The organism is Niastella sp. (genome assembly GCF_045805085.1).
In the GTDB taxonomy this organism is placed as follows: domain Bacteria; phylum Bacteroidota; class Bacteroidia; order Chitinophagales; family Chitinophagaceae; genus Niastella.
Window position 1 is genome coordinate 1 of record NZ_JBJMLX010000257.1, and the last position, 22407, is coordinate 22407.

General features: G+C 44.7%; 23 protein-coding genes. 14 read left to right on the top strand and 9 right to left on the bottom strand.

Annotated features, from left to right (window positions below; genetic code table 11):
* Positions 1–271: 271 nt before the first annotated feature.
* The 3 genes from ACJ751_RS13350 to ACJ751_RS13360 form a co-directional block, all read right to left on the bottom strand.
* Positions 272–1003, bottom strand: a complete 732-nt coding sequence (locus ACJ751_RS13350; RefSeq protein ID WP_407745995.1) for a LytR/AlgR family response regulator transcription factor — start codon at positions 1001–1003, stop codon at positions 272–274.
* Positions 996–2162 carry a sensor histidine kinase gene (locus ACJ751_RS13355; RefSeq protein ID WP_407745996.1) on the bottom strand — a complete coding sequence of 389 codons (1167 nt, stop codon included), beginning with the start codon at positions 2160–2162 and terminating at the stop codon, positions 996–998. Before ACJ751_RS13355 ends, ACJ751_RS13350 begins: the two co-directional genes overlap by 8 nt.
* Before the next feature lie 105 nt (positions 2163–2267).
* Positions 2268–2606, bottom strand: a complete 339-nt coding sequence (locus ACJ751_RS13360; RefSeq protein WP_407745997.1) for a hypothetical protein — start codon at positions 2604–2606, stop codon at positions 2268–2270.
* 513 nt (positions 2607–3119) lie between these two features.
* Between ACJ751_RS13360 and ACJ751_RS13365 the strand changes: the two genes are divergently transcribed.
* Together ACJ751_RS13365 and ACJ751_RS13370 are read left to right on the top strand one after the other, a co-directional pair.
* The gene (locus ACJ751_RS13365; protein ID WP_407745998.1) at positions 3120–3488 is read left to right on the top strand and encodes a hypothetical protein; all 369 of its coding nucleotides are present in this window, start codon (positions 3120–3122) and stop codon (positions 3486–3488) included.
* Positions 3489–3847: 359 nt separating this feature from the next.
* Positions 3848–4450, top strand: coding sequence for a transposase (locus ACJ751_RS13370; protein WP_407745999.1), 603 nt, complete (start codon positions 3848–3850; stop codon positions 4448–4450).
* Here the strand turns inward: ACJ751_RS13370 and ACJ751_RS13375 are convergent.
* Complete coding sequence (locus ACJ751_RS13375; RefSeq protein ID WP_407746000.1) at positions 4442–4795, bottom strand: arsenate reductase family protein; 354 nt, start codon at positions 4793–4795, stop codon at positions 4442–4444. The genes ACJ751_RS13370 and ACJ751_RS13375 overlap by 9 nt on opposite strands.
* A 150-nt stretch (positions 4796–4945) precedes the next feature.
* On the opposite strand from ACJ751_RS13375, the gene ACJ751_RS13380 reads away from it, so the two are divergent.
* From ACJ751_RS13380 to ACJ751_RS13395, 4 genes are all read left to right on the top strand, one after another.
* A complete protein-coding gene (locus ACJ751_RS13380) occupies positions 4946–5461 on the top strand; it encodes an RNA polymerase sigma factor (protein ID WP_407746001.1) in 516 nt (171 codons plus the stop codon).
* Entirely contained in the window at positions 5448–6119 is a 672-nt protein-coding gene (locus ACJ751_RS13385) for a hypothetical protein (RefSeq protein ID WP_407746002.1), read from the top strand. Before ACJ751_RS13380 ends, ACJ751_RS13385 begins: the two co-directional genes overlap by 14 nt.
* A 225-nt stretch (positions 6120–6344) precedes the next feature.
* Positions 6345–7214 (top strand): sugar phosphate isomerase/epimerase family protein, encoded by an 870-nt coding sequence (locus ACJ751_RS13390; RefSeq protein ID WP_407746003.1) that lies wholly within the window; start codon positions 6345–6347, stop codon positions 7212–7214.
* Between the two features lie 39 nt (positions 7215–7253).
* Entirely contained in the window at positions 7254–8585 is a 1332-nt protein-coding gene (locus ACJ751_RS13395; RefSeq protein WP_407746004.1) for a Gfo/Idh/MocA family protein, read from the top strand.
* Between the two features lie 52 nt (positions 8586–8637).
* On the opposite strand, the gene ACJ751_RS13400 is transcribed toward ACJ751_RS13395, so the two are convergent.
* From ACJ751_RS13400 to ACJ751_RS13420, 5 genes are all read right to left on the bottom strand, one after another.
* Entirely contained in the window at positions 8638–9432 is a 795-nt protein-coding gene (locus tag ACJ751_RS13400; RefSeq protein WP_407746005.1) for a DUF1080 domain-containing protein, read from the bottom strand.
* 28 nt (positions 9433–9460) lie between these two features.
* A complete protein-coding gene (locus ACJ751_RS13405) occupies positions 9461–10189 on the bottom strand; it encodes a DUF1080 domain-containing protein (RefSeq protein ID WP_407746006.1) in 729 nt (242 codons plus the stop codon).
* 97 nt (positions 10190–10286) lie between these two features.
* Positions 10287–10679 carry a c-type cytochrome gene (locus ACJ751_RS13410; RefSeq protein ID WP_407746007.1) on the bottom strand — a complete coding sequence of 131 codons (393 nt, stop codon included), beginning with the start codon at positions 10677–10679 and terminating at the stop codon, positions 10287–10289.
* 54 nt (positions 10680–10733) lie between these two features.
* Entirely contained in the window at positions 10734–11789 is a 1056-nt protein-coding gene (locus ACJ751_RS13415) for a sugar phosphate isomerase/epimerase family protein (protein WP_407746008.1), read from the bottom strand.
* A gap of 73 nt (positions 11790–11862) precedes the next feature.
* Positions 11863–13029 (bottom strand): Gfo/Idh/MocA family protein, encoded by a 1167-nt coding sequence (locus ACJ751_RS13420; protein ID WP_407746009.1) that lies wholly within the window; start codon positions 13027–13029, stop codon positions 11863–11865.
* A 176-nt stretch (positions 13030–13205) separates the two neighbouring features.
* Here ACJ751_RS13420 and ACJ751_RS13425 point away from each other — a divergent pair, with 176 nt between their 5' ends.
* The 8 genes from ACJ751_RS13425 (at position 13206) to ACJ751_RS13460 (ending at position 22298) form a co-directional block, all read left to right on the top strand.
* Complete coding sequence (locus ACJ751_RS13425) at positions 13206–14513, top strand: MFS transporter (protein WP_407746010.1); 1308 nt, start codon at positions 13206–13208, stop codon at positions 14511–14513.
* Positions 14514–14619: 106 nt separating this feature from the next.
* Entirely contained in the window at positions 14620–15510 is an 891-nt protein-coding gene (locus ACJ751_RS13430) for a hydroxypyruvate isomerase family protein (RefSeq protein ID WP_407746011.1), read from the top strand.
* A 55-nt stretch (positions 15511–15565) separates the two neighbouring features.
* Complete coding sequence (locus tag ACJ751_RS13435; RefSeq protein WP_407746012.1) at positions 15566–17245, top strand: GMC oxidoreductase; 1680 nt, start codon at positions 15566–15568, stop codon at positions 17243–17245.
* 222 nt (positions 17246–17467) lie between these two features.
* Positions 17468–19183, top strand: a complete 1716-nt coding sequence (locus ACJ751_RS13440; RefSeq protein ID WP_407746013.1) for a GMC oxidoreductase — start codon at positions 17468–17470, stop codon at positions 19181–19183.
* Between the two features lie 36 nt (positions 19184–19219).
* Positions 19220–19795, top strand: coding sequence for a gluconate 2-dehydrogenase subunit 3 family protein (locus ACJ751_RS13445; RefSeq protein ID WP_407746014.1), 576 nt, complete (start codon positions 19220–19222; stop codon positions 19793–19795).
* A gap of 104 nt (positions 19796–19899) precedes the next feature.
* Positions 19900–20772, top strand: coding sequence for a sugar phosphate isomerase/epimerase family protein (locus tag ACJ751_RS13450; RefSeq protein WP_407746015.1), 873 nt, complete (start codon positions 19900–19902; stop codon positions 20770–20772).
* A 158-nt stretch (positions 20773–20930) separates the two neighbouring features.
* On the top strand, positions 20931–21356 hold the full coding sequence (locus tag ACJ751_RS13455; RefSeq protein ID WP_407746016.1) for a YybH family protein: 426 nt from the start codon (positions 20931–20933) through the stop codon (positions 21354–21356).
* A gap of 36 nt (positions 21357–21392) precedes the next feature.
* Entirely contained in the window at positions 21393–22298 is a 906-nt protein-coding gene (locus tag ACJ751_RS13460) for a prohibitin family protein (RefSeq protein ID WP_407746017.1), read from the top strand.
* The last annotated feature ends 109 nt before the right edge of the window (positions 22299–22407 follow it).

Consider the following 22407-nt stretch of genomic DNA (forward strand, 5'->3'; position numbering starts at 1 on the left):
GTAAAATTAGGCATCCCGCAATACAAGGCATGGCAACATGCTAACACCCGGAAGGGTTACTGGCACACCGCCAACAGTTGGATACTGTCCACGACAGCCACTAACACCCGGTTGAGAGATGCGGGCTTTCTATTCTTCACGGACTGTTACCTGAATGCGCGTTTACTAAATTAGGGAACCGCCGTATACCGAACGGTACGTACGGTGGTGGGAGAGGTCGGCGTAGGAACTAATCCTACGCCACCTACTCGATTTTACACTTCGACTCCGATCAGGGCGAGAACACTTTCATTACCCCGTTCCGGAATAATTTACCGATGGGAATATCGGTTTTATCTATTTCGACCAGTTCGTTCGTGAAGGATCTTATTTTATTGATGGAAACGATAAATGACCGGTGAGTGCGAACAAATAATTTCCCCGGCAACATGGCCTCCACCGAGCTGATGGATTGTTTGGTAATGATAACGCCTTGCACAGTGTGTACTTTAATGTAATCTTTCATGCTTTCGATGTATAAAATATCATCCAGCATCACCTTTACCATTTTGCGATCGGCGCGAAAATACACGAAGCTTTCGTTTTTCTTTTCCTCTACAACATTAGGTATCACCGGTTTTAATACAGCAGAAGCGTTATTCAACGGGTATGCTTTATTCACAGCTTTCAAAAAACGATCGAAGCGAATGGGTTTCATCAGGTAATCCACCACATCCAGCTCATACCCTTCCAACGCATACTCAGAAAAAGCCGTGGTAAAAATAACCTTGGGCGGGGTCTTCAATGTTTTTATGAAATCGGTACCGTTTAATTGCGGCATCCGGATATCGAGAAATAACAGATCGATGGGTTGCTGTTGTAAAATGGTCAGCACCTGGATGGCGTTGGCGCATTCGCCCATCAACTGCAGCGTAGGAATTTCCTGAACATAGCGGCGAATGATCTCGCGGGCAGGCGGTTCATCATCTACGATCAGGCACCGTATGGTTTGGGTTTCATTCATGGTAGGTTAACTTAAAAGCGCCGCTTTCTTTTTTGATCAATGGCATTCTGTCTAATTGTATCCAAAGGTTTACGATAAACACTTCCTCTTCATCGGTGATCGACAATTCGTATTTGCCTGCGTATAACAGGCTCAGGCGTTTGCGAACGTTTAAAATACCAATGCCTTTATGATTGTTATTGGCTGCTTCATTTGCCTTGCCGTTCATGAGCTTTACAAACATCCTTTCGCCTTCCAGGGTCACCTGCATGTTCAGCCAGGGTTGTTCAATCATGCGGCTGGTGCCGTGTTTAAAACAGTTTTCAACCAATGGCAACAGTAACAACGGAGCAATCGACAGGTTATCGGTATTGGCCGGCAGGTCAACATGCACATCCAGCTGGTCGTCGTAGCGGATTTGTTCCAGGGAAATATAATCCTGGATCATTTTTAATTCTTTTGATAAGGGCACCTGCGGCTGGTTGCATTCATACAACATAAACCGCAGCATATCCGACAAGCCCATTACCAGTTGTGAAGCCACCGGCGCCGTATTCTGCGTATGGGAGTAAATGTTATTAAGGGTATTGAATAAAAAATGCGGATGCACCTGGGCTTTTAGCAATTGCAGTTGCGCCTCCACATTTTCTTTTTGTAATTGCAGGTTGCGTTGTTCCTTCACATACCAGTGTTTCATTAATTTAATGGAAGCGGCAATACCCCCGATGGTAATACCGCCCCGCAAACCCGCCATCAACGACAGGTGTACCCTCGCTGCTGCCCGCATTCGTAAAGAGTTCACGCTGGCAGGTGTGTGCAGAAACCATTCTTCGATTTCGGGAATAATAGTAGCCGACAGGATCGTAGATATAACTGCGGCGCCCTGAAAACAGATCAACACCCACATGGCCGTAAGCCAGTATTTCTGTTTTAACAGGTAACGCGGAATTACAAAATACATGAGGGCATACGCCAGGGCAATATGGGCGATCATGTAAAAGAACGACTCTGTTATGGAGTTCGACAGGCGTATCAGGTAGGCCGGTTTGCCGGTATAGCCAATTACCGAATACAGTATGCCCTGCGTGATCCACCAAAACGTCCAAAATGCCAAATGCCGCCTTATGCGGTACTTGCGTTCATCAGAAAAGATAAAAGGATATTTTTCGGTGGGTTGCATTTCCCTAAAATTACATTTCGTTCCGCTTAAATCGATGCCACACCGTGTTAATATCGCTGTACTGCTTTTTTTCGTCGACAAAAGTGATTGGGGTGTGGCGGGAAGCTATTTTTTCCGGAGGCTATTCGCTACCAATTCCTGATCTTCCTGGAGGGTATGTTTTTGCTCCCAGGTAACTACCGCCGACTCCAGTACCTGTTTCAATTGAACCCGGGTAGTTTTGCGCGAGGGGTTGATGCGTATGCCTTCGATCTTTTCTTTATAAACCAGTATGCCATCGTTGTTATAAAAATATACGATGTTCTTTTTGGGCGTGTGAACGTTGGTTTCAATCACCCACCACCCCTTTTCAGATACTCCTTCGGGAGAACCCTTACTCTGTGCAAATGTGCTCGCCTGCAACAGCAGACAGGCAATCAGTGATACCATTAATTGTTTTTTCATGACTAAGTGCTTTACTGTATATAAAAATTTGGAGAACCCCGTAAATCTATGACACACGTAAGCCTGGTAATAGGTAAAGTGGCTGATATGATCACCCGCTATGTCAGAACGCTGATAACTGTAGACAAAAACATGTAAGCGGGATTAAAGAGTTTCGTCGACGAAGTACGAACCGGCTCGACAAGTAAGCGAGGTAACGCTAACCCGCGGCAACAAAGTGAAAAACCGATTTTTGTGGGGTTAAGTCATTGAAAAGGAATGGGTAATAGTTGATCCGTATCAAAATAAAATTAATTTCCCCGAAAGAACTTACCGTAGCATGATAAAATCCGAAAACTTTACTACCTTATATGAATGTACGAAAAACCCCCACCCTTCGGCTCTTATTACGTAACCTTAAGTGTGTCTGGCTGGATAGACGTTTTCACCTGCCACTCTTATTGTGAAATTTTAATTGACAACCTAAACCATTGTATTGACACTAAAAACCTGCATGTTTATGAATACGTGTTAATGCCCAGCTACATTACGCTTATTGCTTCTTCAAAGAAAAAACACATCTCTACAATTTTAAGGGAGTTTAAAAATGGCACTGCTAAACAGGTGTTGAAATCAATTGCAGAAAATCCAGGGGAAAAACGTAAGGAATGGATGATGCGATTGTTCAGCTATTACAGCAACCGGTATCAGCAGGATGCGGAACATCACTTCTGGCAATTTGGTAACCATCCCGTTGTTTTGGACAGCAACGAGTTGTTTACGCATCATGTATCAACAGTAGTGAACATGCCGGTAACCACCCGGCTGGTAGATGATCCCCATCACTATTTTTATAGCAGTGCCCATCCCCAGCAACGGGTTAAGCTGGCGCCCTGGCTATAGCATTCCGTAAACTCCGTTCACCCACATTTGCCTGCAAAGGAATACCGGTCAATTTAAAACACATAAATTGGCGGGGTATTCTCTTTTTATGCCTGTCCGGTCAAACGCCATTAAGTTCAGGCGATATCGTTAAAGCAGTTGTAAAAAAATCAATATCATTAATAATCTATTATTATTCCTCAACAGGCATTAACATACAGCCGTTTTATAAACAACATTTAGTATCTTACACCTCCTTGTCACTGCTATAATATTTCGGTCTGATTGTTAGCAATTCCGCGCCCGGAGCCAAATCAACAGCATGGTTTTTATTATTCGTTAACTTATTTATTAATGATCCTTGATAAATCAATGCTCCTATGATCAATAAAAACAAAAACCAAAGTCTGAATCAGCAGGATTGTTCTTATCTGACATTTAATGTAGTTGATTGGATTGATGTGTTTATAAGACCTACTTATAAACAGATCGTTGTTGACGCATTAAACTACTGTGTTGAAACAAAAAAGTTCACGATATATGCCTGGGTCTTAATGACCAATCATATGCATTTACTGGCGCGGGCACAGGATGGTTCGGGCCTGGCTATGATAGAAAAGGAGTTTAAAAGATATACTACCACTAAAATACTGGAGGCTATTGATATTGAACCCGATCTGCGCCGGTCGTGGATGTTACAACGGTTCGAAAGCTGTAGTCTCAGCCTTAAAAAAATTGAAAAGTTTCAATTGTGGCAAACCTGCACCAATCCCTCATACATCGACTTCAAACAGGTATATAAACTTCAGGAACGCGTACTGTACATTCACGAAAACCCCATCCGCGATGGAATAGTTAGTAGTCCTGAACATTATACTTACAGTTCAGCAATTGACTACACCGGTAAACCGGGTCTTGTTAAAGTGAATGCAATAAACTTTGAGGCCCTGCGGATGTCGGTATTAAAGAACGGTTCAGCTTAACGCGTTCTTTAACGCCTCAAGGTTTTTCTTTTCGCTGCCAACAAAGATGGTATCGTTCACAAAAACCACAGGTCTTTTAAGGAAGGTGTATTCGTCAAGGATCAGCTGGCGATAATCATTTTCTGTAAGGGCTTTGTCTTTCAGACCCATTTCCTTGTATTTCATGGCGCGGCGGCTGAACAGCGACTCATAGCTGCCGGTTTTGCTTTTCATTTCATCGAGCTGGGCCGGAGTAATTTTTTCAGTTTTAATATCCTGCATTTCAAACCCCTTTTTATCAATACCGGTTTCTTTAATGATCGCCTGGCAGGTAGTACAGGTGCCCAGATGATAGATTTTTTTCATAAATGCTTAAAATCAATTGATAAGGATGCAAAGATAGGATGTTGCCGGCACCGTCTTTCACATTTTATTTACAGAAAAATGGCGGTTGAACTGTAATTTTTTAAGTATTTCGCCGACCAATTGAGTATCTTTTCGCTAAAACCAACCCAGTTGCAGGCAAAACTTAACCAGGATGAGTTTGTGGCATTGGTGCATGAACACCGCGCTATGTTGTATAAGGTGTGCAATTTGTATTGCACAACTGAATACGATAAACAGGACCTTTTTCAGGAGATCGTAATACAATTATGGGGCGCGTATCCACGGTTCAGGGGTGATTCAAAATTCAGCACCTGGCTGTACCGGATTGCACTCAATACCGCCATTTCAGACCTGCGTAAACAAAAGAAGTATATCAAGAGCGTAGAACCCGAATTATTGCCTACTGAGATACAGGACATACAATACAGTAACGAAAAAGAAGAGCGCTTGCAGCAACTTTATAAAGCAATTAACCATCTTACTGAAATTGAACGGGCTATTGTAATGCTGTACCTTGAAGACAAGAGTTACGAAGAAATGGAAGATATTTTGGGGATCAATCAGAATAACCTGCGCGTGAAAATGAACCGGATCAAAGAAAAATTACGTAAACTCACAAAATCTGTAGAACATGGAGTTAGATAGCCTGAAAGATATTTGGAAAAACCTGGATGAAGAAGATCTTCAACCAGCAAGGGAAGTGCCTATTTTGTCCATGTTACAAAAGCGGTCGCAAAGCACTATTGCCCGGCTTAAACGCAATTTGAACCGCGAGCTCATTGCGGTGGTAGTTATATATTCACTAACCATATGGTATATTGTTACCTATCAGCAAATGTATAGCGAACTGTCTGTATTGCTGGCATTGGTAGGCGGCGCATTTCTATTCTATTATTATCGCAAGAACAAGCTGCTGAAACAAATGCAGTGTGTGGCCTGTGAAGTGCGCTCGAACCTGAAACAACAACTGGTTACCCTGGAAAAATACGTACGCTTTTATTTTGTAGCGGGAACCATACTTACTCCCCTCGCTTATTTTGCTGCCGGTGTTATAATTTTATTCAACGCACAGGATTTTAACGCACATCTCGAGAATTTGCCTGTTGAAGCCCAAACGTCTGTTTCTCAAATGCCCATTGTAGCTCACATCAGCAATCATCGGTTTTTTGTTTTATTTATTTCAATTGGAGCCGTACTTACCGTTAGCAGTTACTTTATAAATCGCTGGCTTATAAACAAAATGTATGGGCAGCATATTCAGAAGTTGAAAGAGCTGTTGTACCAGATGGAAGAAGAAGGGTAGCCTGATAACAAAGAAATAAAAAACTTAATAACTTCAGTAACCGGTGGCTGGTTTCGGTAACCAGTAACCGGTTTTTTTATGCATTCCCCGCAGGGCCGGAACAGGTTATGCAACCCAATGTCAGGCGCAGGCATCTTTTAGCTGGCATCTTCCTGTTATTCTGCCAGGCGGCTGATTGGGGGTGTCTGATTTTTAAGTAATTTCATTACCCTAAAACGATTCGTTATGCCAACCCGCAGGGATTTTCTCAGGCAGTCATCACTGCTTACCACCAGTTTATTTATCAGCAAGGAAGAATGGTTTTTTGAGCCTCAAAAAATAGGTTTGCAGTTGTATACACTCCGCAATGAAATGGGTAAAGATGCTAAAGGCACTTTAGCCAAAGTTGCAGCACAAGGGTATAAAACCGTTGAAACTTTTGGTTATGGCAACGGTAAATGGTTTGGGATGAATGCCGCCGAACTGCGTGCAGAATTAAAGTCGCATGGATTGACCACGCCCAGCGGCCACACCTTTCCCGCCAGTGTATTTCTGCAAAACGGCTGGGAAGAAAAATGGAAGCCCGCCGTAGCAGATGCCAAAGCCGTTGGCCAGGAATACATTGTTATTCCCTGGATGGAAGAACAATACCGGACAGACATCAACAATTTTAAAAAAATGGCTGCCGTTCTTAACAAGGCCGCAGAAATTTGTAAGCAAACAGGTATCAAACTCGCTTATCATAACCACGATTTTGAATTTGCTCCTCTTGCCGGCACAAACGGATACGATGTATTATTGAAAGAAACAGATCCCAAACTGGTATTTTTTGAAATGGATATCTACTGGGTTTCCAAAGCCGGTAAAGACCCGTTAGCATTCTTCTCCAAATACCCGAGCCGCTTTGCCATGTGGCACGTAAAGGATATGGACAATACCGCGCAAAAGAACTTTACTGAAGTGGGCAGCGGCGTCATTGATTTTAAAAAGATATTTACCCATGCCAAACAAAGTGGTATGAAATACTTCTTTGTTGAGCAGGATCAGTGCCCCGGTGCGCCACTGGATAGTACCGCCAAAAGCATAGCTTACCTTAAAAAGAACATCGTAAAATAAATTGGTTATCCTATTACCACACCTTAATACCATTGTCATATGATGCAACGCAGGAGGTTCTTGCAACAGGCAGGTACATTGCTTGCCGGGGGAACAGTATTGTCAGCCATAGATAATAACGCATTTGCCATTTTCAAAAACCGTATAGCGCCCAGCGATCAACTGCAGGTTGGCGCCATTGGCATCAATGGCATGGGCTGGGCCAATGTAATGGCCGCCCTAAAAGTGCCGGGCGTTAACATAGCCGCTTTGTGCGATGTTGACAAAAATGTACTTGATAAAAGAATGGCCGAGCTGGCAAAAATGAATATCGATACGTCAAAAGTGAAAACCTATGGCGATTACCGTAAGCTGCTCGAGCAAAAAGATATTGACGTTGTAATTGTGGGCACACCCGACCACTGGCATGCCTTGCAAATGATACATGCCTGCGAAGCGGGTAAAGATGTATATGTAGAAAAACCTGTAGGTAATTCCATAATAGAATGCCGAACCATGGTGGCCGCTGCAAAACGATATAACAAAGTGGTGCAAGCCGGCCAATGGCAACGCAGCCAGCAGCATTTTAAAGATGCGGTTGATTATGTACAAAGCGGAAAGCTGGGAATGATACGGACCGTAAAGGTTTGGTGTTACCAGGGTTGGATGCGTCCGGCGCCTGTTGTGCCCGATAGTAACCCGCCTGCGGGTGTTGACTTTGCCACCTGGCTGGGCCCCGCTCCCAAACGCGCTTTCAATGCCAGCCGCTTTCATTTTAATTTCAGATGGTTTTGGGATTATGCCGGCGGTTTAATGACCGACTGGGGCGTGCATTTGCTGGATTATGCCCTGCTGGGAATGAAAGCCGATGTGCCTAAGTCAATTTCTGCATTGGGCGGCAAGTTTGCCTATCCTGAACTGAGCGAAGAAACACCTGATACACTAACTACCTTATACGAATTTGATAAATTCAACCTGGTGTGGGACTCCGCCATGGGAATAGACAATGGATCATACGGTAGAAATCATGGTATCGCTTACATTGGTAATAATGGGACCCTGGTGCTTTCCCGCGGCGGTTGGGAGGTGATGGAAGAACAAAAGGCCACCGAGAAAGCCTCAAAAGCTTTTGCCAAGAGTATAGATAGTGGGGTTGACTTGCATTGGGTGAATTTCGTTGATGCGGTGAAATCGCGGAAAACAGAAAACCTGCATTGTTCCATCGAAGCCGGGGCGCACGTAGCCACCGTGGCGCAAATGGGCAATATTGCCTTTAGAAGTGGGCAAAAGCTGGTGTGGGATAAAGAGAAGGGAAAATTTACCGACGAGAAAGTGAACAGCGAGTACCTGATGAAGGAGTATAACAATGGCTATAAGCTGCCTAAAGTATAAAAATAAAAAAGGGCTTCCCGATGCATCACGAAGCCCTTTTAATTATAGTTCGTTATAATTTTTTGATCCTGATATTCCGGTACCAAACAGAATTGCCGTGGTCCTGCAGGGCAATGTGGCCGGTTTTAAAAGTACCAAAGCCAGGCCATTGTTTGAATTTGCTGGCGGCGATCATCTTTTTCCAGGCATCGTCCCAAAGGGTGGTAGAAACCACTTTGGTGCCGTTCAAATGAAATTCAAGCGCGCCTTTGTTGGAAATGATCTCAACCTGGTTCCATTCACCGGCAGGTTTTACAGTTTCTGGCGTACTGGTGATGAGATCGTACAGATCGCCGGCACGATGCTTAATGATCTTGGCATCAGGGTGCGCTGCATTGTCCAGCACCTGCATTTCGGGACCTGTATGATAGGTTTCGCCGAATTTAGGTCCTTCCTGCACATAGAACAGGATACCACTGTTACCACCCGCAGATATCTTCCATTCCAGCTTCAGATCGAAATTATCGTATTCATCATTGGTTACAAGGTCGCCGCCACCGGCGATCTTCCCATCTTTTTTGTTGGTGGTATCAAGGTGTAAAGTGCCATCAGCGATCTGCCAGGCTGCGCCGTCAGATTTCTTATTAAACACATGGAAATTACTTTTCGAATTACCATCGAACAGCAATTGCCAGCCGGCCTTTTTTTCTTCCTCAGTGAGGCTGTTGTTCATTTCAACAGGAGCCGCTTTGGTCATAGTGTCTGTGGTTGTTTTTGTAGTATCGGTTCCCGGTTGTTGTGTGCCGGAACCACCCTGGCAACCAGCAATGGTGCCAGCAATGATCAGGCAAGCAAAAGTTGTGCGCATATATTTGATGATTTAGTGAAAGTGCGAATTATAACCGTTTGATCTGGATATTTCTGAACGCTACGCCATTGCCATGGTCCTGTAAGGCGATGCGGCCTTTCTGAAACATTCCAAATCCAACCCAGTTTTTGAATTTACTATTGGCCATTAATTGTTTCCAGTTGTCGTTCCACATGGTTGTGGAAACCACTTTGGCGCCGTTTTGAAACAGATCCAGCTGACCTTTATTAATGACGATCTCGATTGAGTTCCATTGACCCAGGGGATGTACATTTTCAGGAGTACTGGCAATAAGATCGTACAGGTCGCCGGCGCGGTGTTTATTGATCTTTGCATCGTGGTGGCCATTGTTGTCAATGATCTGCATTTCGGGACCTGTTAAATACGATTGGGCATATTTCGGATCTTCCTGTGTAAGAAAGATAATCCCGCTGTTGCCAGCCGAATCAATTTTCCATTCCAGTTTCAGATCAAAATTTTCAAATTCATCATTGGTGACCAGGTCGCCGCCACCGGCGCCGTTTTTCTTTGCTTCAGGATCCAGGTACAACACGCCATCGCCCAACACTTTCCAGGCTGCGCCATCTGACTTACTATTATAAACGTGCCAGCTTTCTTTTGAGGTGCCATTGAAGAGCGACTGCCATCCATCATTTTTTTTCGATGCTTTAGCTGCTTTGGCGTCCTCTGTTGTTTTGTTTGCTGTATGACAGGCCAGCAACGCAACAGGGAATAAGGCGATGATAAACTTTTTCATCATGTATTAATTCAGAATAAATGGTACACGTAAGCAGGCAGGCAATACATTAAAAAGAGACCCCCGCTTCGAAGAAGCAGGGGCTGTTGAAATTTATTTATTTAGCATTTTTTAAATTGAGGATGTAGCGAACCATTTCTTTGGCACTGTCTACACTTAATGCCGGGTGCGGTGTCATTGGCACGGAGCCCCAGTTGCCAGAGCCGCCTTTGATTACCTTTTGAGCCAGGGTTTCAATATTGGCATCGGTGGTTTCATACTTTTTTGCTACATCAGTGTACGCAGGGCCGATATTTTTTTCATTGATCTTGTGGCAGGTAGTGCAATCCAGCGAAGCGATCATATCCAGGCCTTTGTCATTGGCGCTGGCTTCAGGTGCAGATGTGCTGGCGCCTCCAGCGGGTTTTTCTTCTGTGCCTTTTTTGGTGTCTCCTGAACCGCAAGCCACCATAGCAGTACATAAAGCAGCAAAAACAACTAATTTCTTCATCGAAACAAAAATTTAAGTTCTGAATTGTGCAAGTTAATAGTTTAGCAAATTACATTATTTTAAGCCTAATACACCTCTGTTAAATTTTTCATCGCTGCCTGTGCCCGCAAAATCGTCAAAGGCTTTTTCTGTAACGCGAATGATATGGTCTTTAATAAAAGGAGCTCCTTCTCTGGCGCCATCTTCAGGATGCTTGATGCAACACTCCCATTCCAGTACCGCCCAGCCTGAATAATCATAGGCTGCCAGTTTGCTGAAGATGGATTTAAAATCAACCTGGCCATCGCCCAGTGAGCGAAAACGACCGGCCCTGTCTATCCAGTTCTGATAACCGCCATACACCCCTTGTTTACCAGTTGGGTTGAACTCGGCATCTTTAACATGGAACATGCGAATGCGTTCATGATAGTTGTCGATGTATTCCAGGTAATCGAGGCATTGTAACACAAAGTGCGATGGATCGTACAGCAGGCAGGCACGCGGATGGTTATTGGTGTGTTGCAGGAACATTTCATACGAAATACCATCATGCAGATCTTCATTGGGATGTATTTCATAGCAAACGTCTACACCGTGTTCATCAAAATGATTGAGGATGGGCAGCCAGCGATTGGCCAGTTCTTTAAAACCGGTTTCAACCAGTCCCGCCGGCCGTTGTGGCCAGGGATACACCATAGGCCATAACAGGGCGCCGCTGAAAGTGGCGTGTGCGTTCAATCCCAGATTTTGCGATGCCCGGGCGGCATAACGCAATTGCTGAACGGCCCACTCGGTGCGGGCTTTTGGATTGTTGCGATATTGCTCGGGCGCAAAGCCATCGAAAAGGGTATCGTAAGTGGGGTGAACAGCTACGAGTTGCCCCTGTAAGTGGGTGGAGAGTTCCGTGATCTCCAGGCCGCATTCGTTTACGAGGCCTTTCAGCTCATCGGCATACGTTTTACTTTCCGCAGCCTTTTGCAGGTCAATACAGCGGCTATCCCAGGTAGGTATTTGAACCCCTACAAAACCCAGGCTTTTAGCCCACTGGCATATTGATTTTAGCGAATTGAATGGCGGTTGATCACCCATGAACTGGGCGAGGAATAATCCGGGTCCTTTTAACGTTTTCATTAAATGGCGCTTTGAGAATTTGGAAATTGAAATTACGTAATTGAAGCCAGCCGTTTGAATTATGTGACTATCATCACACTTCGAACGGTGTCCACTTTTCTTTGCTGGCGCCGCTCTTCACCACATTGTCGATAAACGCCATGCCGCGTACGCCTTCGTCTACCCGCGGAAAGTCGAGCATTTCTTTGGTGGGTTGAACCCCATCTATTTGAGCAGACAACGTCAATGCAAAGTTGCGATAGATATTTCCGAATGCTTCCAGGTATCCTTCGGGATGGCCACCCGGAGTGCGGCAGTTATGCGTAGCAAAAGAAGACAACACACCAGTATAATTACCACCGGCACGCAGCACCTGCATGGGTTGATCGAGCCACTTAACAAGAAGTGTATTAGGTTCCTGCTGCGCCCATTCAATGCCACCCAACTCACCGTATATCCGAATTTTTAAAGCGTTCTCTTCACCGGCAGCAATTTGTGAAGCTATTAAAACGCCGGCGGCGCCATTGTCGAATTTCAATAATACGTTGCCATCATCATCGAGATGACGGCCTTCTACCATAATGTTCAGATCGGCGCAGAGCTGCGTGATTTTTAAACCAGTGATGTATTCAGTAAGGTGGGCAGCATGCGTACCAATATCGCCCATAGCGCCGGCCTTGCCCGATTTCTTGGGGTCAGTTCTCCAGGCTGCCTGCGTATTGCCTTCGCGTTCGCTGAGGCGGCTTAACCAGCCTTGCGGATATTCTACAATTACTTTTCTGATCTTGCCCAATACATTGCCCTGCACCATGGCACGCGCCTGTTTTACCATCGGGTAACCCGAATAGGTATGAGTAAGGCACAACTGCAAACCTGTTTCGTTTACTTTCTTTTGCAATTGTTTTGCTTCGTCGAGCGTGAAGGTCATTGGTTTTTCAATCACCACATGAAAGCCATGGTCAAGCGCCATCATAGCTGGAGCAAAGTGTGCGAAGTTGGGAGTTACGATGGTAACAAAATCCATACGTTTGTCTGCCGGTAATTTACTTTCCGCCCTGATCATATCTTCATAATTGGTATATATGCGGTCCTCGGGCAGAAATAACATTTTTCCAGACTCGATAGCTGTTTCGGGAGTAACGCTTAGAGCGCCACAGGCAAGCTCAATGAGTCCATCCATATTGGCAGCAATGCGGTGAACAGCGCCGATAAAGGCATCTTTGCCTCCACCTACCATTCCCATTCTTAATTTTCTGTTCATGAAATAGAAATTAGAAAATGTGAAAAAGGATTTGTTTTAAAATAAAAAATTACATTTACATGCTTAATTTAAGCTAACGAATTTACAATTGCGTTCGATAAAGTTACGGTGGTTCGGTATAAAGTTTAAAAATTATCAATTACCCACCATATAAAAAAAACTAAACGATTCTTGCCATGCAACAACCAACTATCCATCGCGGCCAGCTTTTTTTGGCCAGTTGTTTAGCTCTTTTGGTAACCTCATTATCATTCGGCATCCGTGCCGGTATCTTAAACCAGTTAGGAGAAAACTTTCACCTCAATGCCTCACAATTAGGGACCATAGCAGCCACTGCATTCTGGGGCTTTCCTTTAGCCGTTATCATTGGCGGTATCGTCGTTGATATCATAGGCATGAAAAAATTGTTACTGCTTGCCTGTGCATTTCACCTGGTGGGCATTTTGCTAACCGTATTTGCAAGCGGTTACTGGACCTTATTTCTCTCCACCTTATTAATAGGGATAGCTAACGGAACCGTAGAGGCAGCCTGTAACCCGCTGGTGGCAGCTATTTTCCCTGGCAATAAAACTACCAAATTAAATCACTTCCATCTCTGGTTCCCCGGTGGCATTGTTATCGGCACACTGATCGTGTTTTTGTATAACAAGGCGGGCATAGGGCCAATTGCAGGCATGGAACCCTGGCAGATACAGGTGGCTGTGATGCTGATCCCCACATTAATTTATGGTTATCTGATAAGCCGGCTGCAATTCCCGGTTACTGAACGGGTGGCGGCAGGTGTATCAACCGGCGACATGTACAAGGCGTTATTGAATCCGCTTTTCGTTTTCATGATCATTTGCATGTTTGGTACCGCGATCACGGAGTTGTTTACCGGCCAATGGATAGATGTGCTGCTGAAAAATGTTACCGACAATGCCATTCTCATTCTTACCCTGGAAACCGGTGTAATGGTAGTTGGTCGTGGACTGGCAGAACCTGTGGTGCATAGGTTATCACCGCAGGGTGTACTGCTCATCTCCTCCGTCTTATCGGCAGTGGGAATATACCTGTTAGGGCATTCAACCGGGAACATGGTTTTCGTAGGGGCCCTGGTTTTCGGTATGGGCGTATGTTATTTCTGGCCCACCATGCTGGGTTTTGTTTCGGAAAACCTTCCCAGGACCGGTGCAGTTGGTTTGAATTTAATGGGTGGCGCTGGCATGTTTGCCGTATCGGTGTATATGATGTTCATGGGAAGCCATTATGATAAACTGCTGGGTGATAAATTACCAGCCGGCGCCGATTTGAAAACATATACAGATGCCCCCGGCGGATCGGAAATGGCGAATGCCCTGGTGGAGGCTAAAAAAGCAGCCGGCCCACAAATTCTGGATACCACATTAATAATACCAATTGTACTTGTTTTTGCATTTACCGGATTGGTTGTTTACATGCGTGGAAGAAAGAAGGTGGAATTGTTAACACCTGTTAGCGCATAATAGTATTATCTTAACCTTTTGTAATATTTTAACGCTAACGGTTTTACATTTAATCGTTTTTGTGGGAACAATTAGTAAATTTCAATCTTAATAATTATTAAAGAAAATGGCCAATCAATCGAGAAGAGTTGCCATCAAGAACCTGGTAGCGGGCACTGCTGCGCTGGGTACGGCCAACATGCTTTCGTCTTTTACCACACCTGAGGAAATTAAATCAACTGCCTTGAAAGGAAATATCAACCACTCTGTTTGTCGTTGGTGCTACGGGAGCATTCCCCTGGAAGATCTGTGTGTTGCCATTAAAAAAATAGGCTTTAGCGCTATTGATCTTGTTGGTCCTAAAGAATGGCCAACCCTGCAAAAGCACGGCATCTTTTCCTCTATGTGTAATGGCGCAGAACTGAACCTGGTAGATGGCTGGAACGATAAAAAATTCCACCCGCAACTGATAAAGAATTATTCCGAAATGATCCCCCTCGTTGCCAAAGCCGGTTACAAACAACTCATTTGTTTTAGCGGCAGTCGGCGGGGTATAGACGATGAAACAGGCTGGAACAATTGCGCCGAAGGATTGAAACAGATCATGGGCCTGGCTGAAAAAAATAAAGTTGAGATCGTAATGGAATTGTTGAACAGCAAGGTAAACCACAAAGATTACCAGTGCGACAGAACTGCCTGGGGCGTAGAACTGTGCAAACGCACAGGGTCAGAAAACTTTAAATTATTATACGACATCTACCACATGCAGATAGATGAGGGTGATGTAATAAGAACTATCAAAGACAATCACCAATACATTTCCCATTATCATACCGGCGGTGTTCCCGGAAGGAACGAAATTGATGAAACGCAGGAATTGTATTACCCTGCCATTATGAAAGCCATCGTTGACCTCGGTTATAAAGGGTATGTAGCGCAGGAATTTATTCCAACACCAAAAACCAATGAAGAAAAGTTGGTGTCACTTGAAAAAGGAATCAAAATTTGTGATGTATAAATAAAACCGATTTCCCATTTCTCACGTCTTCTTTATAACTAAAATCGATTGAACCATGCCAGATAATGTTTATGATGCTATTGTCGTAGGGTCAGGTATTGCAGGCGGTTGGGCAGCAAAGGAATTAACCGAAAAAGGATTAAAAGTTTTATTGCTTGAACGCGGCGAAAATATCGAACATATTAAAGATTATAAAAGCGCCAATAAAGCTCCCTGGGAATTCCCTCATCGCGGTGGTAAAACCACAGAAATGTCAAAAGAATATCCCGTGCTGGATAGAGACTACCCGCTGAATGAAATGAACCTGAACTACTGGACGAACGAAAAGGATTGTCCGTATACCGAAACAAAACGTTTCGACTGGTACCGTGGGTATCATGTGGGTGGCCGTTCGCTGATGTGGGGCCGGCAAAGCTATCGTTGGAGCGATCTGGATTTTGGAGCCAATGTAAAAGACGGCCATGGCGTTGACTGGCCGATCCGTTATAAAGACATCGCACCCTGGTACGATCACGTTGAGAAATTTGCCGGTATCAGTGGTAGTAAAGAAGGGCTCGCGCATTTACCTGACGGACAGTTTCAACCCGGAATGGAATTGAACTGTGTTGAAAAAGATGTAGCCGCCCGCCTGAAAGATCATTACAAAGGAGAACGTCATTTATTCATAGGCCGTGTAGCCAATATCACCCAACCTTTACCGGGCAGAACCAATTGCCAGTACCGCAATAAATGCTGGCTGGGTTGTCCGTTTGGCGGGTATTTCAGCACGCAGTCATCTACCCTGCCGGCAGCAGTAGCCACTGGCAATTTAACGTTGCGACCTTTTTCCCTTGTTACAAAAGTGCTGTACGATAAAGACAAGAAAAAAGCCACTGGTGTAGAAGTGCTGGATACGCAGGATAATAAAACGTACGAGTATAAATCGAAAGTGGTATTCTTGTGCGCATCGGCCTTTAACAGCACCTGGGTGTTGTTCAATTCTGCCACTGACGTATGGCCTGGCGGTTTGGGCAGCAGCAGCGGGGAGTTGGGCCATAATGTAATGGACCACCACTTCCGCGTGGGTGCAGAAGGCATTGCAGAAGGCTTTGATGACAAATATTATTTTGGTCGACGCCCAACAGGCTTTTACATACCCCGTTTCCGCAATACAGGCAGCGACAAAAGAGACTATGTTCGGAGTTTCGGCTACCAGGGTGGCGCCAGCCGCCAGGGTTGGAACCGCCAGATAGCCGAATTGGGCGTTGGCGCCGAACTGAAGAGCGCTTTATCAGAACCAGGTCCCTGGTCGTTGGGGATGACCGCTTTTGGCGAAATACTTCCTTACCACGAGAACACTCTCTCGCTCGATAAAACTAAAAAAGATAAATGGGGCTTACCGGTGCTGGCCATGAATTGTGAAATAAAGGATAATGAAAAGAAGATGCGGGTTGATATGAAGAACGATGCCATGGAAATGCTCACAGCCGCCGGGTTAAAGGATGTAAAACCATCTGATAGCGATTATTTCATGGGCATGGGTATTCATGAAATGGGTACGGCCCGTATGGGTAAAGACCCCAAAACCTCTGTGCTGAATGCGCACAACCAGGTTTGGGACGCCACCAACGTATATGTAACCGACGGCGCCTGCATGGCATCCGCCGCCTGCGTTAACCCTTCACTTACCTACATGGCATTAACGGCCCGCGCTGTTGACCATGCAGTAGGTGAATTGAAGAAAGGAAATATTTAACGCGCAAATTTGAAAATTTTAAAATGTGCAGCTGGTAGCAAGTAAAATGGCAAAGGGACATTTAATTTATTTGTGCTTTTACCACCTTTATTTGATGAAATTGCCACCTTTATTTGAAGAAAGCCATCTTATATTAGCTGCAGAAAATGAATTAAAAATCATTTTCACATTTTCAAATTTTCATAACCTGTCCCGATGTGTCGGGATTTTCAAATTGTAATCATGCCAGGAGATTCTCTAAACGTACACCTAAACACAAAAGCAACCGCACAAAACACCTATGATGCTATAGTAGTAGGATCGGGAATAAGTGGAGGCTGGGCCGCCAAAGAATTATGCGAAAAGGGATTGAAGACCCTGGTGCTTGAACGCGGCAGAAACGTTGAACACATAAAAGATTACGCCGGAACCGAAAAGGATATGTGGGATTTGACCCACCGGAATAAGGTAACGGCAGAAGATAAAAAAAACAGCCCCATCCAAAGCAAATGTTATGCATTTGATGAGGTATCAAAAAAGTTCTTTGTAAACGATGTGGAGAATCCATACACCCAGGTAAAACGCTTTGATTGGGTACGTGGTAACCATGTAGGAGGCCGCTCACTCATGTGGGGCCGCCAAAGCTACCGCTGGAGCGATCTGGACTTTGGCGCCAATGCCAGAGACGGCCATGGCGTTGACTGGCCTATTCGCTATAATGACCTGGCGGGCTGGTACAGCTATGTAGAGAGGTTTGCTGGTATAAATGGAAACCGCGATGGCTTGCCGCAACTGCCCGATGGGGAGTTTTTGCCTGCCATGGAAATGAACTGCCTGGAGAAACACGTGGCGGCTCGCTTAAAGGAAAGCTTTAACGACCGCACCATGATCATGGGCCGTTCAGCCAATCACACGAAGCAAATTGGTAGCCGTGGTCCATGCCAGTACCGCAACAAATGCCACCAGGGCTGTCCGTTCGGTGGATATTTCAGCAGTAACTCGGCCACATTGCCGGCAGCAACAGCAACAGGTAATTTTACCTTGCGCCCGTTTTCGATAGTGCTGGATGTGTTGTACGATAAAGATAAAAAGCGCGCTACCGGTGTTCGCATCCTGGATTCGGAGACCATGAAAACCGAAGAGTATTATGCGAAAGTGGTTTTCCTGAATGCTTCCACCCTGGGTACTGCACACATTCTGTTAAACTCTGTTTCGGATGCTTTCCCTAACGGATTTGGTAACAGCAGCAACCAGGTGGGCCATAACCTGATGGACCATCATTATGGAGTTGGCGCTCATGGCGAATATGATGGATTTACAGATCAGTATTTTTATGGCAGAAGACCGAATGGTATTTATGTACCCCGGTTCAGGAATATCAACGACAAAACAAAACGTACCGATTATGTTCGTGGTTTTGGTTACCAGGGTGGCGCCAGTCGCAGCCGTGTTGATAGTGCAGAAGGCATAGGCATTGAGCTGAAAGAAAAACTCACTGAACCCGGTAACTGGGTGATGCAGTTAGGCGCCTGGGGCGAACACCTGCCTTACTATGAGAACAAAGTGACTTTGAATAAGGATAAGAAAGATAAATGGGGACTGCCAACACTTGATATCGATTGTGAGTTTAAGGAGAATGAAAAGATCATGCGGAAGGATATGTCGGAAAGCGCGGTTGAAATGTTGGAAAAAGCGGGACTGAAAAACGTGAAAACGTTTGACTATAATCCGGCCCCTGGTTTTTGTATTCATGAAATGGGAACCGCCCGGATGGGAAGAGACCCTAAAACATCGGTACTGAATGGCAATAACCAAATGCACGATGTAAAGAATGTGTATATAACCGATGGCGCTTGTATGGCTTCATCAGCCTGTCAAAACCCATCGTTAACGTATATGGCCCTTACAGCCCGCGCCGCAGATCATGCGGTTAGTGAACTGAAGAAAGGCAATATTTAAAAATTCTGAATTGATTCATACTTCAAATTAATTATTATGAACAGAAGAGACGCTTTATCCCGTGTAGCCTTGTTATTGGGAGGAACCGTGATAGGAGGTGAACTTTTTCTGAGCGGTTGCACCAGCGCTGATAAAAAAATCGGCCAATCGGTTGACTTTACTGCCGACGATCTTGCTTACCTGGATGAAATAGCAGAAACAATTATTCCTGCTACCGATACCCCAGGCGCCAAAGAGGCCAAAGTAGGCCAGTTCATGGGCGTTATGGTAAAGGATTGCTATAAAGAAAGCGATCAGAAAGTGTTCCTGGAAGGAATGAATAAATTGAATGAGGCCAGCAAGAAAAAATTCAATGGTAACGGGTTTATGAAAATTACACCCGACCAACGCAAAGAATTATTGAACGAGCTGGATAAAGAACAAAAGGCCTACGCAAAAGATAAAAAGAAGGATGACAACCCGCACTATTTTACGCTGATGAAACAGCTGACCCTGTTGGGTTACTTTACATCAGAACCAGGCGCAACCAAAGCCTTGAGATATGTGCCGGTTCCAGGTCGTTTCGAAGCCTGCATTCCTTACAAAAAAGGCGACAAAGCCTGGGCTCTGTAAAATATTGAAACTTAAATAATGAAGGTGAATCTTCCGCCAGCTGGCGGAAGATTCACCTTTGCTGCTCCATTCAGTATTTGATTTATAACATATCAACCATCCATATGTACAACAGAAGAAATTTTCTCAAAGCAACCGGAACATTGGCGTCAGGAATACTTATTTCAAGATCGGCTTTCTCCATGGGCGAAGCTTTTGCACCCACCGGGTCTATCAATAAGTTTGGTTTACAATTGTGGTCGGTGCGCGACGATCTGTCAAAAGATGTGAAAGGCACTTTAAAGCAGTTAGCAGGGTATGGTTATAAACAGATTGAAGGGTTTGAAGGTAAGGATGGTATTTTCTGGGGTATGACCAATAAGGAATTTAAAAAATACATGGATGAACTGGGCCTTGCCTTCATTTCAACCCATTGCGATATCAACAAGGATTTTGAAACAAAGGCGGCGCAGGCTGGTGAGATCGGCATGAAATATTTGATCTGTCCAAGTTTGGGTGGTCCCAAAACGATCGATGACTTTAAAAGAGCTGCCGATAAATTCAACGCCTGTGGTGATATCTGTAAAAAGAACGGGTTGCGTTTTGCGTATCACAACCATGGCTACAGCTTCACTGAAATAGATGGCAAGATGCCGCAGGATATTATGATGCAGGGCACCAATAAGGATACCGTTGATTTTGAAATGGATATTTACTGGGTGGTTACAGCCGGCGCTGATCCCATTGCCTGGTTGAACAAATACCCCGGCCGTTTCAAACTGTGCCATGTAAAGGACCGGAAGAAAGGCGTAGATCCAAAAGAGCACGATGCCTCTGTTGACCTGGGTTCAGGCAGTATAGATTTCAAAAAGATCCTGAAAGCCGGTTCAACCAAAGGACTTCAATATTACATAGTTGAACAGGAGCATTGGGATAATAGTACACCGCTGAAAAGCGCTGAAGCAGACGCGGCTTATATGAAGAAATTCAAGATGTAGATTAATTTATTTTAATAAACGAGATCCGGAGGGCAATTATGCCTTCCGGATCTTTTTGTTTTTGAGTGTTAGTTAATAAGCTGACAGGTTAACTTGTTAACACGTTAGCCTGTCAACTCGTCAACTTTCCTTTATCTTTAAGTAAACAACTACATATTATGAGAAGTTTGCCTTTATTCATTCTCTCCTTTTTTATCATTCAACATGCACTGGCGCAGGATAAAGACGATCAAATCATTCGCAAAGTACTAAGCGATCAAACCATTGCCTGGAACAAAGGGAACCTGGAAGATTTTATGAAAGGTTACTGGAACAACGACTCCCTGATGTTTATTGGTAAGAGCGGTGTAACATATGGCTACCAGAACACACTAATGAATTATAAAAAGAATTACAACAATGCCGACGCTATGGGAACCCTGTCGTTCGATCTGATCAAAATACAGCGCCTGTCACCGGAATATTATTTCGTGGTAGGCAAATGGCATTTGAAAAGGAATATCGGCGATTTGGGCGGCCACTATAACTTACTTTTCCGGAAAGTGAATGGTACCTGGGTAATTGTAGCTGACCATAGTAGTTAACTCCACAACGCGGCAATCAACTTCAAACCTTAATGTATGGCTCTTATTATTATTGGGGTTATCATAATCCTGCTAGGCCTGGCAATAACCCGCAGCAATGACCCAAATTTCAGGCGTTTTGCTTCACCTGTTCGCGTTATTGGCGGCATCATGGTTTTAATTGGCATTCTTGTCGCCTGTATCATTCAAATTGAAGCCGGTGAGATCGGCGTAAAGAAATTGTTCGGACAGGTGCAGAACGATGTGCTTCCAAGCGGTTTGCACTTTATAAATCCCCTGCTCGATGTGGAGAAAATGGACATTAGAACCCAGAACTATACCATGAGCGGCGTACATGATGAAGGCGCCAAGCAGGGTGATGATGCCATTCGCGTGCTTACCTCCGACGGACTGGAAGTGGTTATTGATCTAACAGTTCTGTATAAGTTATTGCCATCCGATGCACCCCGTATTATACGGGAAACCGGGTTGGACTATACCAATAAAATTGTTCGTCCTGTAACCCGGACCAAGATCCGCGACAACGCCGTATATTATGATGCGGTGTCCCTGTATTCTACCAAACGCGATGAATTTCAGAACCGCATTTTTAAAACGATAGAAGGTGACTTCAAACGGCGCGGCCTGTTGCTGGAACAAATTCTGATCCGCAATATAACGTTGCCGATCATGGTAAAAACGGCCATCGAGCAAAAGATCACCGCCGAACAGGACGCCCAGAAAATGCAGTTCGTTTTACAAAAAGAACGGCAGGAGGCGGAACGTAAACGGGTGGAAGCGCAGGGTATTTCCGATTATCAGCGCATCATTAACGAAAGCCTTACCGACCGCCAGTTGCAATATGAACAAATAAAGGCGATGAAAGAACTGGCCGGTTCAACCAATGCCAAAATGGTGATTATGGGTAAGAATACACCGGTTATTTTGGATGGAAAGCAGTAAGCAATCGGCAATCGGCAATCGGCAATCGGCAATCTGCAATCGGCAATCGGCAATCGGCAATCTGCAATCGGCAATCGGCAATCGGCAATCGGCAATCGGCAATCGGCAA